The organism is Pseudomonas acericola (SeqCode) (genome assembly GCF_053456465.1).
On record NZ_JBRFJB010000001.1, the window covers coordinates 461,704 to 473,630 of the forward strand.

At 61.1% G+C, this 11,927-nt stretch carries 12 protein-coding genes; 10 read left to right on the plus strand and 2 right to left on the minus strand.

The features are described from left to right. Positions 1 to 28: 28 nt before the first annotated feature. From ACU688_RS02170 to ACU688_RS02200, 7 genes are all read left to right on the plus strand, one after another. Entirely contained in the window at positions 29 to 634 is a 606-nt protein-coding gene (locus ACU688_RS02170) for an START domain-containing protein (protein WP_017739246.1), read from the plus strand. Between the two features lie 103 nt (positions 635 to 737). Next, the gene (locus ACU688_RS02175) at positions 738 to 974 is read left to right on the plus strand and encodes a hypothetical protein (protein ID WP_448183492.1); all 237 of its coding nucleotides are present in this window, start codon (positions 738 to 740) and stop codon (positions 972 to 974) included. A 213-nt stretch (positions 975 to 1,187) separates the two neighbouring features. Beyond that, positions 1,188 to 1,529: a ribonuclease E inhibitor RraB gene (locus tag ACU688_RS02180; RefSeq protein WP_448183493.1), complete on the plus strand. Its 342-nt coding sequence runs from the start codon at positions 1,188 to 1,190 to the stop codon at positions 1,527 to 1,529. Positions 1,530 to 1,607: 78 nt separating this feature from the next. Beyond that, positions 1,608 to 1,859 (plus strand): hypothetical protein, encoded by a 252-nt coding sequence (locus ACU688_RS02185; protein ID WP_448183494.1) that lies wholly within the window; start codon positions 1,608 to 1,610, stop codon positions 1,857 to 1,859. A 70-nt stretch (positions 1,860 to 1,929) separates the two neighbouring features. After that, positions 1,930 to 3,339, plus strand: coding sequence for a circularly permuted type 2 ATP-grasp protein (locus ACU688_RS02190; RefSeq protein WP_017739244.1), 1,410 nt, complete (start codon positions 1,930 to 1,932; stop codon positions 3,337 to 3,339). Positions 3,340 to 3,343: 4 nt separating this feature from the next. Continuing rightward, complete coding sequence (locus ACU688_RS02195; protein WP_026137110.1) at positions 3,344 to 4,294, plus strand: alpha-E domain-containing protein; 951 nt, start codon at positions 3,344 to 3,346, stop codon at positions 4,292 to 4,294. Then, entirely contained in the window at positions 4,291 to 5,094 is an 804-nt protein-coding gene (locus ACU688_RS02200; protein WP_448183495.1) for a transglutaminase family protein, read from the plus strand. Before ACU688_RS02195 ends, ACU688_RS02200 begins: the two co-directional genes overlap by 4 nt. Positions 5,095 to 5,255: 161 nt before the next feature. Here ACU688_RS02200 and ACU688_RS02205 read toward each other — a convergent pair whose 3' ends face one another. After that, on the minus strand, positions 5,256 to 6,062 hold the full coding sequence (locus ACU688_RS02205; protein WP_448184018.1) for a c-type cytochrome: 807 nt from the start codon (positions 6,060 to 6,062) through the stop codon (positions 5,256 to 5,258). 650 nt (positions 6,063 to 6,712) lie between these two features. Here ACU688_RS02205 and ACU688_RS02210 point away from each other — a divergent pair. From ACU688_RS02210 to ACU688_RS02220, 3 genes are all read left to right on the plus strand, one after another. Then, positions 6,713 to 7,918, plus strand: a complete 1,206-nt coding sequence (locus tag ACU688_RS02210) for an acetyl-CoA C-acetyltransferase (RefSeq protein WP_448183496.1) — start codon at positions 6,713 to 6,715, stop codon at positions 7,916 to 7,918. Between the two features lie 16 nt (positions 7,919 to 7,934). Continuing rightward, positions 7,935 to 10,079, plus strand: coding sequence for a 3-hydroxyacyl-CoA dehydrogenase NAD-binding domain-containing protein (locus ACU688_RS02215; protein WP_448183497.1), 2,145 nt, complete (start codon positions 7,935 to 7,937; stop codon positions 10,077 to 10,079). A 94-nt stretch (positions 10,080 to 10,173) separates the two neighbouring features. Further along, the gene (locus tag ACU688_RS02220; RefSeq protein ID WP_448183498.1) at positions 10,174 to 10,899 is read left to right on the plus strand and encodes an amidotransferase; all 726 of its coding nucleotides are present in this window, start codon (positions 10,174 to 10,176) and stop codon (positions 10,897 to 10,899) included. Here the strand turns inward: ACU688_RS02220 and ACU688_RS02225 are convergent. After that, positions 10,896 to 11,867, minus strand: coding sequence for a magnesium and cobalt transport protein CorA (locus tag ACU688_RS02225; protein WP_257782959.1), 972 nt, complete (start codon positions 11,865 to 11,867; stop codon positions 10,896 to 10,898). The two genes, ACU688_RS02220 and ACU688_RS02225, sit on opposite strands and share 4 nt — an antisense overlap. Between the last annotated feature and the right edge of the window lie 60 nt (positions 11,868 to 11,927).

Here is an 11,927-nt window from a genome sequence, read left to right on the forward strand (position 1 = left end):
CGGAACTTCAACAATAAGGAATACAACAATGGGTTCGCTGAAACGAATGGCTGTGTTGTGCGGTTTTACGGTGATGTTTGCTGCCACTGCCCAGGCTGAGGATTGGCAGGTCGCCAAGGACGAAGACGGGATCAAGGTGTCGTTGAGCGAAGTCGCCGGCTCCAAGTACAAGGCGTATCGCGGTGTGACCACGATCAAGGCACCGGTGGCCAAGATCCAGGCGCTGCAAGAAGACGTGGCGGGCGCCTGCTCCTGGATTCACGAGTGCAAATCGCAAAAACTGCTCAAGCAGGAAGGCGACAAGAGCTGGACCTACACCCAGTTCAAGGCCCCGTTCCCGGTGACCGACCGTGACTCCATCCTGGAGATCACCACCTCCAAGGCCGCCGACGGCACGCTCACCCGCAAGCTGCTGGAAGTGCCCACCTACCAGCCGGAAGTCAAAGGCTACGTGCGTGTCGCCCAGGTCGAAGGTTTCTGGAAACTGGTGCCCAAAGGCGACAACCTGACCGAAGTCACCTATCAGGTACACACCGAGCCAGGCGGTAGCGTGCCATCGTGGTTGGCCAACAAGTTCGTGGTGGACGCACCGTTCAACACCTTGAAAGCCCTCAAGGATCACGCTGAGAAGTAAGCGCAGTTGATCAGGTGCCTCCGGCCTTGGGTGGAACGTTTGGCGAACCCTCAAGGTCCAGATAGATGTGAGCCCACACGCGGGCTTTATCGAGGAGGCACCGATGCAAACGTGGAAAATTACCTTCGTTGACGATCACGGCGAAACCTCGGTTGAGCAGTTCGCCTGCAATGAGAAACCCAGCCTCGAAGACGCCGCGCACATGATCCGCAACAAGCTGGTGCCGGTGGCCGCCGAACTTGACCTCAACGACCTTGAGGGGCGCAAGCCTGAACCGACGGTCAAGATCCTCAAAGACCAGAACAGCATTCAAATCCTCGACATCTCGCCCGCCGCCTGAACATTCCCTGATTGCCACAAAAGCGCCTCTGGTGGAGGTGATAGCTTCGCGCTACTCTGCAATCGAGATCAGCGAATGAATCGCTAAGGTCTGGTCTTGTCAGCTACATGCTTGTTTTCCAGCGGTGTTGTTATTGCCGTCGTACCCACGCTATTGCGGCGTGGGCTTCGGGAAGCACGGAAAGTCTATCCATCGGTTAGAGGAGCACTTTTCATGAGCACAGCCTATCAAGAAGACATCAGCACCAACGTTCTGCGCCGCATGAAAGAAGGCGGCTTCGACTTCTCGCGTTTTCACCCCATTGAGTTCTACGCCATTTTCCCGGATGAGGAACGGGCGCGCAGGGCTGCGGGTGAGTTTCGCGGGGAATCCCTGAATGCCCAGGTCAGCGCGCGCGACGATGGCGCCTGGTACCTGGAACTGAGCAAGATCATGTTTGCCACCTACGACGGCATAGGCAACTTCGAGCAAGACTTTGAAGCCGTGGTTGAGCCTCTCGGCGGGATCATCGAAGGCTGGGGCGTCAAGCAGGAGGTGCGTGGGTTACCCATGTAGCAGTATGAGAAACACAGCGTATCGGCTGACCTTTGGGTCGGCCGATTTTGTTTGTGCCGTAGGAAAACTTTTCGGAACTTGCGCGCCTTTTTTCAGCACCAAAAAAAAGCCACCCAACGAGGGTGGCCTAAAGGGAAGAGCGATGTGCTGAAAGGAGCGGGTTCAGCAGATGAGCGCGATTATCCGCAGGCGTGGCCGGGCAGTGAAATCAACTCTGGCTATGCTGTTGATAGTCAAAGCTCGCATTGCGATGAAGCGTACGACAGGACGGCGGGCATTCTGCGCACCAGGACGGTGCGGGTGGATTTCTGTTTTTATTCAACTCACTGATTTTTAAGTGTTTATGCCGCTGGCACGGGCCTTGCGATGGTTCTTGCGTCCGGGTGACAAGGAGTACGGCATGATCCGCACTTATTACGATGAAATGTACGATGGGGCAGGGCAGGTCCGCCCCCATTACCGCGAATTCGCCCGCTGGTTGGCTGAAACCCCTGCTGAACTGCTGGCCCAGCGCCGGCGCGAAGCCGATTTGCTGTTTCACCGGGCCGGGATCACCTTCACCCTTTACGGCGACGAACAGGGCACCGAGCGCCTGATCCCCTTCGACACGATCCCGCGCAGCATTCCTGCCAGCGAATGGCGGATTGTCGAGCGCGGCTGCATCCAGCGGGTCAAGGCGCTGAACATGTTTCTCGCCGACCTGTACCACGAGCAGCGCATCATCAAGGCCGGGATCATCCCCGCCGAGCAGGTGCTGGCCAACGAGCAGTACCAGTTGGCGATGCAGGGCCTGGACCTGCACCGCGACCTGTATTCCCACATCTCCGGGGTCGATCTCGTACGTGATGGCGACGGCACCTACTACGTGCTCGAAGACAACCTGCGTACTCCGAGCGGCGTCAGCTATATGCTCGAAGACCGCAAGATGATGATGCGCCTGTTCCCCGAACTGTTCGCCGCCCAGCGCATCGCTCCGATCGACCATTACCCCAACCTGCTGCTCGACACCCTGAAAAGCTCCAGCCCCTTGGACAATCCCAGCGTGGTGGTGCTGACACCCGGGCGCTTCAACAGCGCATTCTTCGAACATGCCTTCCTGGCCCGGGAAATGGGCGTGGAACTGGTGGAGGGCGCCGACCTGTTCGTGCGCGACGACCGTGTCTTCATGCGCACCACCGACGGCCCCAAAGCGGTGGACGTGATCTATCGCCGCCTCGACGACGCCTTCCTTGATCCGCTGGCGTTCAACCCCGACTCGATGCTCGGCGTGCCCGGCCTGCTCGCGGCCTATCGCTGCGGCAACGTGGTGCTGGCGAACGCCATCGGCACCGGGGTCGCGGATGACAAGTCGGTGTACCCCTTCGTCACCGATATGATCCGTTTTTACCTGGATGAAGAACCTATCCTGAAGAACGTTCCGACCTTCCAGTGCCGTAAGCCCGACGAATTGTCCCACGTGCTGGCCAACCTGCCGGACCTGGTCGTTAAGGAAACCCAAGGCTCCGGCGGTTACGGCATGCTGGTGGGCCCTGCGTCCACAGCGGCGGAGATCGAAGCCTTCCGCGCGCGCATCAAGGCCAAGCCCCACGCCTATATCGCCCAGCCCACCTTGTGTTTGTCCACGTGCCCGACCTTTGTCGAAAACGGGATCGCGCCGCGCCATATCGACCTGCGCCCGTTCGTCTTGTCCGGCAAGGAAACCCGCGTCGTGCCTGGTGGCTTGACCCGCGTGGCGTTGCGCGAAGGCTCGTTGGTGGTCAACTCGTCCCAGGGCGGCGGCACCAAAGACACTTGGGTGGTGGAGGACTGATGCCATGCTGAGTAGAACTGCCTCGGATTTGTACTGGATGTCGCGCTACCTGGAGCGCGCGGAAAACCTCGCGCGCATGCTCGATGTCAGTTATTCGTTGTCGCTGATGCCCCAGGACGGGCGCGGTGATGGCCTGCACGAACTGGCGATGCCGCTGCTGATCACCGGCACGTTGGATGATTACCGCGAGCGCCACGGTGAACTGCACGCCGAACATCTGCTGCACTTTTTTGCCCTGGATGCGGCCAACCCGGCGAGCATCTACAGTTGCCTCGGCGCGGCGCGGGCCAGCGCCCATGCGGTGCGTGGGCGAATCACCGCCGACATGTGGGAAAACATCAACGCCACCTGGCTGGATATTCGCGATATCGCCCAGCAAGGCCTGAGCCGCTACGGCATGAGCCGCTTTTGCGAGTGGGTCAAGGAACGTTCCCACCTGTTCCGTGGCGCGACCTACGGCACCATCATGCGCAACGATGCCTTTCGGTTTATTCGCCTGGGCACCTTTATCGAGCGGGCCGACAACACCCTGCGCCTGCTGGATGCGCGCTACGAAATGGCCGGCGACCAGGCCGCAGCGGTCACCGACGGCACCGCCCACGCCTACTATCAATGGAGCGCCTTGCTCCGCGCGCTGTCGTCGTTCGAGGCCTACACCGAGATCTACCGTGATGCGCCTGGCGCGCGGCAAGTCGCCGAGTTGCTGCTGTTGCGCGCCGATGTGCCGCGCTCGCTGCGGGCCTGCAGTGAAGAAATCGACCAGATTCTCGCCAGCCTGCCCGGTCTCAACGGCCGCCCGGCCCAGCGCCTGGCCGCCGAGATGGACGCGCGCCTGCGCTTTACCGCCATCGATGAAATCCTCGAGGAAGGCCTGCACGCCTGGCTGACCGACTTTATCCCCTTGGTACGCCAATTAGGCGACGCCATCTACAGTTCCTACCTGGAGGCCGCATGAGACTCTCCATCAGCCACGAAACCACCTACCACTACGACGACCAGGTTCGCGCAAGCATCCAGTACTTGCGCCTCACGCCCCACGACAGCGAGCGCCAGCACGTCCTCAGTTGGCAGCTCGACCTGCCCCGCCCGGTGCGCGCCCAAGTCGACCCGTTCGGCAATATCCTGCACGTGCTGACCCTGGACGAACCCCACGACGCCATCATTATCGGCGCCCGTGGCCAGGTCGATATCGACGAGCTGCGCGAGGCCGAACACGAGAGCCAGTCGGCGTTTCCCTTCCTGCGCAGCACACGCCTGACCGAGGCCGACGAGGCGCTGCGCAACTTTGCCTTGCTGCACTGCCATCAGCGCCGCGACCGCATTGCGTTGATCGACCTGATGCACGCCCTCAACCACTCGATGGTCTACACCCCCGGCGCCACCGAAGTGGACACCAGCGCTGCCGAAGCCTTCGCCGGCCATGCGGGCGTGTGCCAGGACCACACCCACGCGTTCCTGGCATGCGCCCGCAGCCTGGGCGTGCCGGCGCGGTATGTGTCGGGGTATTTGTACACAGAAGACAGCGCGCACCTGGCCAGCCACGCCTGGGCTGAAGCCTGGCTGGATGACGCCTGGTACAGCTTTGACGTGACCAACCAGCTCGCACGGCCCGAGCGGCACCTGAAGCTGGCCGTGGGCCTGGACTACCTCGACGCCTGCCCGGTGCGCGGCATGCGCCGTGGCGGCGGGCATGAGCAGATGCATGCCAAGGTATTCGTGGCGCCGACGCCGGTGATTGCGGTGCAGCAACAGTAGGTGAAGGTAGCTTGTTGGTAGGGCGACAGTGCTCTCACAGGCACAGCCAAACCCCTGTGGGAGCTGGCTTGCCTGCGATAGCGGACTGTCAGCCAGTACCTGTTTAGCTGATCCACCGCTATCGCAGGCAAGCCAGCTCCCACAGTTGATTTTCGGCGTGTTCAGGGTTGTTGTTTACGCCCTGCCATATGCTTCAAATACCCCACCAACAAATCCAGCTCATTATCCGGCAACACACTCGCCGCAAACCCCGGCATCTTCGCCTGCAGCCAGTGCCTCAGGCTTTGCGGGTCACGGATATAACGCTTGAGGAAATCCCCGCCGAAATACTCCGTGGGGTTGTAGGGAATATTCAGGTCCGGCCCCACCTGCGCATCGCCGGCGCCATTGAGCCGGTGACAGGCCAGGCAATTCTTCTGGAACAGCGCAAAGCCCCGGTTGATCGGATCATCGGCGGCCAGTCTCGGGTCTGGCAGCAGGGCCGGAAACCGCTCGGCCACGCTCTTCAACTGCTTGATCGCGGCGACCTGGAAGGGCCACTGTTCCGGGCTGATATGGCCGGCTTGCGGGTCCGTCCACACCAGGTAAAACGGCCCGGCGCTGGGTTTGCCCGGTGCCAGCGCGGGCCATGGTTGCGCTGGGTCCTCCACCGCCAGCCAGGCGCGGGCGCCTCGTTTCTCCAGCAATGGGGCAGCAGCGAGTTCGGCGGCGAACCCATCCAGGGCAACCGCTTGCACATGGCTCTGCGGGTCAAGGCCCGGTAGGAGCACCGCGAGGGGCACAGCGCGATAGGTCATGGCACGCTTGTAGGAAACGTCATCGACGATCTGCACCGTTTGCGCATCCGGGTGTTTGAGCAGTTCGGCGGTCTGCCAGGTCTTGCTGGCGTGGTCCAGTTCGACGCTCAATGGCGCCGCCGCGACCGGCAGGGTGAAGAGCAAGGCGAGGAGGGCGAGGATCGATTTCAAGAGGAAGGCCCGATACAAAGTGGCGATGGCGCCCACGATACCGGAAACGCGCAGGCAAAAAGACAGCGCCTGCAACAGGACCGCTATGCGCAATGTCCCGGCAGGCGCTGCCAAAAGCTGCAGTCCTGATGCTGTGTGTGCACGGAATGTGTGGGCTGAAGGGTCACCCAATGACCTTGGTCAGATTGGGCAAGATCAGAATCAGTGTGGTTGCGAACAGAATAAGTCCCGCCTGACGTGCTTTCGAATGTTTGAACATGGCTGACTGCCTTTTGTTGTTATTCCTGAGCGTCAAATACGTGCCGGTCAATTTCAGTATCACGCTGTGGCATGACACTTTTCTTACAGCTGCTCCAGCAAAACCCGGCAGCAGCCTCCTACTGATTCAACCTTAGAGCCCTCGTTCTGCGTGGCTTAGATCCATTTCATATCAGCTAATCGATATTTGCGCTAAAAACGGCATGAGGCTTAACGCCATCTTGGCGCCAGACCGTTGGCTAGACAGCTCAAACGATTAACCCGCTGATGGCGTGTGCGGCCTACCGTTCGTCCGAGCGTGGGGGTCAAAAGCAATGAGCGCATCCGTCATTGAAACCGTGTCAATCGGGCCTAAGGTAAGGGGCACACATGCACAGCGGTTCGAGGACGTCATGACCCAAGCTTTGATCTTTGATGCGATACGCACGCCCCGTGGCAAAGGCAAGGCTGACGGCGCCTTGCACAGCGTCAAGCCGGTAAACCTGGTGGCCGGCCTGCTCAGTGCGCTGGCGCGGCGCGCTGACCTCGACACGCACCAGGTGGATGACATCGTCCTCGGCTGCGTCACCCCCGTGGGCGACCAGGGCGCCGACATCGCCAAGACCGCCGCGCTGGTGGCGGACTGGGACATCAGCGTCGCCGGCGTGCAGGTCAATCGCTTCTGCGCCTCGGGCCTGGAAGCGGTGAACCTTGGCGCGATGAAGGTACGTTCCGGCTTTGAAGACCTGGTAGTGGTCGGTGGCGTCGAGTCCATGTCCCGTGTGCCCATGGGCAGCGACGGCGGCGCCTGGGTGCTGGACCCGCAAACCAACCTGCACAGCCACTTCACACCCCAGGGTATCGGCGCAGATTTGATCGCGACCCTGGAAGGCTTCACGCGCCAGGATGTGGACGCCTTCGCCCTACATTCCCAGCAGAAAGCAGCCAGGGCTAGTGCGGATGGTTCTTTCAACAAATCGCTGATCGCAGTGCAGGACCAGAACGGCATCGTGTTGCTCGACCACGATGAATTCATCCGTGGCGACTCCACCCTCGAAGGCCTTGGCAAGCTCAAGCCCAGCTTTGAAATGATCGGGCAGATGGGCTTCGACGCCACCGCGCTGCGGGTCTACAGCCATGTGGAGCGCATCAACCATGTTCACACACCGGGTAACAGTTCCGGGATTGTCGACGGCGCCGCGCTGATGTTGATCGGCTCCGAAGCCAAGGGCCGCGAACTGGGCCTGCGACCCCGGGCGCGCATCGTCGCCACGGCGGTGACCAGCACCGACCCGACCATCATGCTCACGGGCCCTGCGCCGGCGACGCGCAAGGCCCTGGCCAAGGCCGGCCTGCGCGTGGAAGACATCGACCTGTTTGAAGTCAACGAAGCGTTTGCCTCGGTGGTCCTCAAATTCATCAAGGACATGGGCATCGACGCCGCCCGGGTCAACGTCAACGGCGGCTCCATCGCCATGGGCCATCCCTTGGGCGCCACCGGCTGCGCGATTCTCGGCACCTTGCTCGACGAGCTGGAAACACGCCAGCAGCGCTACGGCCTGGCCACCCTGTGTGTCGGCGGTGGCATGGGCATCGCCACCATTATCGAACGGCTCTGAGCCCAAGGAATCCATCATGACCCAAGCCATTCGCTACGAAAAAGGCCAGGACCAGATCGTCGTGCTGACCCTCGACATGCCCGGCCAGAGCGCCAACACCATGAACGGCGTATACCGCGAGGCCATGGCCGCGACGGTCGAGCGCCTGGAGGCAGAAAAAGACACGCTGGCCGGCGTGGTCATCACCTCGGCCAAGAAAACCTTTTTTGCCGGCGGCGACCTCAATGAACTGATCAAGGTCGACAAGGCCCACGCCAAGGACTTCTACGACGGCGTACGGGTGCTCAAAGCGCAACTGCGCCGCCTGGAAACCCTCGGCAAGCCGGTGGTCGCCGCGATCAATGGCGCAGCGCTGGGCGGCGGCTGGGAGATTTGCCTGGCGTGCCATTACCGCGTCGCGCTGGACGACAAGTCGGTGCAGCTCGGCCTGCCGGAAGTCACCCTGGGTTTACTGCCTGGCGGTGGCGGCGTGGTGCGCATGGTGCGCCTGCTCGGGCTGGAAAAGGCCTTGCCGTACTTGTTGGAGGGCAAAAAAGTCCGGCCACAACAGGCGTTGCAGGCCGGGCTGATCAATGAACTGGCGGCGGATCGCGATGAGTTGCTGGCCAAGTCCCGCGCCTGGATCCTGGCCAACCCCGAGGCCAGGCAGCCGTGGGACAACAAGGGTTACCAAATCCCCGGCGGTACGCCGTCGAACCCGAAAGTCGCGCAGATGCTGGCCATTGCGCCGTCGATCCTGCGCAGTAAAACCCAGGGCTGTTTCCCCGCCCCGGAGAAGATCCTGTGTGCCGCCGTGGAAGGAGCCCAGGTGGATTTCGACACTGCGCATTTGATCGAAGCCCGCTACTTCACCGAACTGGTGACCGGGCAAGTGGCGAAAAACATGATCGGCACCTTCTGGTTCCAACTCAATGAAATCAACGCCGGCAGCTCGCGGCCACAAGGCTTTGCGCCTTATGTCACGCGTAAGGTCGGCGTGCTCGGCGCCGGGATGATGGGCGCGGGTATCGCGTACGTCAGCGCCAGTGCAGGGGTCGAGGTGGTGCTCAAGGACATCAACTTGGCGGCCGCCGAAAAGGGCAAGGCACACTCGGCGGCGTTGCTGGACAAGAAAGTCAGCCGTGGGCAATTGACCGCGGAGCAGCGGGAAACCATCCTCGCGCGGATTCATCCTACGGCCGCGGACGCCGACCTCGCGGGCTGCGATCTGATCATCGAGGCGGTGTTCGAAGACCGCGAACTCAAGGCCAAGGTGTCTGCTGCGGCGCAAAGCGTAGTCGGTACGGACGCGGTGATCGCCTCCAACACCTCGACTTTGCCCATCAGCGGGCTGGCGACGGCCGTGCCGGATCAAGGCAAGTTTATCGGCCTGCATTTCTTCAGCCCGGTGGACAAGATGCCCCTGGTGGAAATCATCAAAGGCGCCCACACCTCGGACGAAACCCTGGCGCGCGGTTTCGACTTCGTACTGCAAATCAAGAAAACCCCGATTGTGGTCAACGACAGTCGCGGCTTCTTCACCTCGCGGGTGTTCGGCACCTTCACCAATGAAGGCATCGCCATGCTTGGCGAAGGCGTGGCCGCGCCAATGATCGAGACCGAAGCGCGCAAGGCCGGTATGCCGGTGGGGCCGTTGGCGGTATCCGATGAAGTGTCCCTCAGCCTGATGAACCATATCCGACAGCAGACGGCCAAGGATCTACAGGCCGAAGGCAAGGTCGTGCCGACGCATCCGGCGACGGTGGTGATTGATTTGTTGGTCAACGAGTACAAGCGCTTGGGCAAGGCGGCAGGCGGCGGTTTTTACGATTATCCCGTCGGTGGTCAGAAGCAGCTGTGGCCTGAACTGAAAAACCGCTTTGAACGGCCTGGGCAACGCATTTCAGCGCAAGATGTGCGTGATCGCTTGCTGTTTATCCAGGCCATCGAAACCGTGCGCTGTGTGGAGGAGGGCGTGCTGATGTCCACGGCTGACGCCAACGTCGGCTCGATCTTCGGCATCGGCTTTGCCGCGTGGAGTGGCGGCGCGTTGCAGTTCATCAACCAGTATGGTCTGAACGATTTCATTGCCCGCGCCCGCTATTTGGCCGAGCAGTATGGCGAGCGCTTCACACCACCGGCGTTGCTGCTGGAAAAAGCCGCGCAGGGTGCTAGTTTCTAGGGCATGGGCGCACCGGCAGGGCTTGCCTTGAAGGGGTATTTCAAGGCAGGCTCTGAGGTGTGCATTATTCCCATCACCGTGTCAGGTATTTTTTATGTCGCTACGCGTCTGCATTCTGGAAACCGATGTCCTGCGCCCGGAGTTGGTGGATCAATATCAGGGTTACGGGCAGATGTTCCAGCGTCTGTTTTCCCAGCAGCCGATTGCGGCCGAGTTCACCGTATTTAACGTGATGAACGGCGATTACCCGGCGGACGACCAGGTGTTCGACGCCTACCTCGTCACCGGCAGCAAGGCCGACTCGTTCGGCACCGACCCGTGGATCCAGACCCTCAAGACCTACCTGCTCAACCGCTACGAGCGCGGTGACAAACTGTTGGGCATCTGCTTCGGTCACCAATTGCTGGCGCTGCTGCTGGGCGGCAAGAGCGAGCGCGCAAGCCAAGGCTGGGGCGTGGGCATCCACAACTATCAAATGGCCGCTAAGGCGCCGTGGATCAGCCCGGTGGTGGAGGAACTGACCCTGTTGATCAGCCACCAGGACCAGGTCACCGCGCTACCGGAAAACGCCACTGTCATCGCCTCCAGCGATTTCTGCCCGTTTGCCGCGTACCACATCAATGACCAGGTTTTGTGCTTCCAGGGCCACCCGGAGTTTATCCACGATTACTCCCGCGCCTTGCTGGATATTCGCCAGCAGAACCTCGGCGAAAAAATCTACAGCAGCGGTGTGGCGAGCCTGGAGCATGACCACCACGGCGTGACCGTGGCGGAATGGATGATGCGTTTTGTCGCGCACAAACCAGGCGCTGTGGCTTAAAGCCAGCCCGAACGCTTGAAGCTGGCCCACAACCCAGTGCAGCCAAATGCGATAAACCCGAGCACCGCAAAATAGCCGTAGTGCCATTGCAGCTCGGGCATGTTCTGGAAGTTCATCCCATAAATCCCCGCGACCGCCGTGGGGAACGCGAGGATCGCCGCCCACGCGGCGAACTTGCGCTGCACCACGCTTTGGCGCGAGGCCTCCAGCAACACACCGATCTCGATGGTCTGGCTGGCGATATCGCGCAGGGTGGTGAGGTCTTCCATTTGCCGCGTCACGTGGATCTGCACGTCACGGAAATACGGGCGCATGTTCTTGTCGATAAACGGGAAGCTCAGCTTCTGCAGCTCCTGGCTGATCTCCACCATCGGCGCCACATAACGCTTGAGCCGCAGCACATCGCGGCGCAGGCCGTGAATCTTCTGGATGTCGCGTTCACTCAATGAGCTGCACAGCACATTGCGCTCCAGCTCATCGATCTCGGCATGGATCGCTTCGCTGACGGGCTGGTAGTTCTCGGTGACGAAATCCAGCAGCGCATAGAGTACGAAATCTTCCCCATGCTCCAGCAACAGCGGCCGCGCCTCACAGCGCTGGCGCACAAAGCCGTAGGACGCCGAGTGACCGTTACGTGCGGTGATGATGTAGCCGTTGCCGGCAAAGATATGGGTCTCGATAAACACCAGCTTGCCGTTCTCGCGCACCGGTGAGTAGGTGACGATAAACAGCGCGTCGCCGAAGGTTTCCAGCTTCGGGCGGCTGTGTTTCTCCAGGGCGTCTTCGATGGCCAGTTCATGCAGGTTGAACTGGCGTTGCAGGTTGGCCAGCTCCTGGGCGTTGGGTTCTTCCAGGCCGATCCATACAAAGTGGTCGGGTTTGGCGGCCCAGGCTGCGCCTTCGTCGAGGGTGATATCAGTAACTTTCTTACCGGCGCTGTAGACGGCGGCCGCAACAACTCTACCCATGGTGCTGATCACTTCTTATTAGGAGGACAGGTGTTGGGCAGCTTAGCCTGAAAGGCGTTC

What these genes read in the sequence shown, in the direction of transcription:
- ACU688_RS02190 (WP_017739244.1), top strand. Translation starts at nt 1,930, where the DNA reads ATGATCCGCACTTATTACGATGAAATGTACGATGGGGCAGGGCAGGTC.
- ACU688_RS02170 (WP_017739246.1), top strand. Translation starts at nt 29, where the DNA reads ATGGGTTCGCTGAAACGAATGGCTGTGTTGTGCGGTTTTACGGTGATG.
- ACU688_RS02195 (WP_026137110.1), top strand. Translation starts at nt 3,344, where the DNA reads ATGCTGAGTAGAACTGCCTCGGATTTGTACTGGATGTCGCGCTACCTG.
- ACU688_RS02215 (WP_448183497.1), top strand. Translation starts at nt 7,935, where the DNA reads ATGACCCAAGCCATTCGCTACGAAAAAGGCCAGGACCAGATCGTCGTG.
- ACU688_RS02175 (WP_448183492.1), top strand. Translation starts at nt 738, where the DNA reads ATGCAAACGTGGAAAATTACCTTCGTTGACGATCACGGCGAAACCTCG.
- ACU688_RS02180 (WP_448183493.1), top strand. Translation starts at nt 1,188, where the DNA reads ATGAGCACAGCCTATCAAGAAGACATCAGCACCAACGTTCTGCGCCGC.
- ACU688_RS02210 (WP_448183496.1), top strand. Translation starts at nt 6,713, where the DNA reads ATGACCCAAGCTTTGATCTTTGATGCGATACGCACGCCCCGTGGCAAA.
- ACU688_RS02200 (WP_448183495.1), top strand. Translation starts at nt 4,291, where the DNA reads ATGAGACTCTCCATCAGCCACGAAACCACCTACCACTACGACGACCAG.
- ACU688_RS02220 (WP_448183498.1), top strand. Translation starts at nt 10,174, where the DNA reads ATGTCGCTACGCGTCTGCATTCTGGAAACCGATGTCCTGCGCCCGGAG.
- ACU688_RS02225 (WP_257782959.1), bottom strand. Translation starts at nt 11,867, where the DNA reads ATGGGTAGAGTTGTTGCGGCCGCCGTCTACAGCGCCGGTAAGAAAGTT.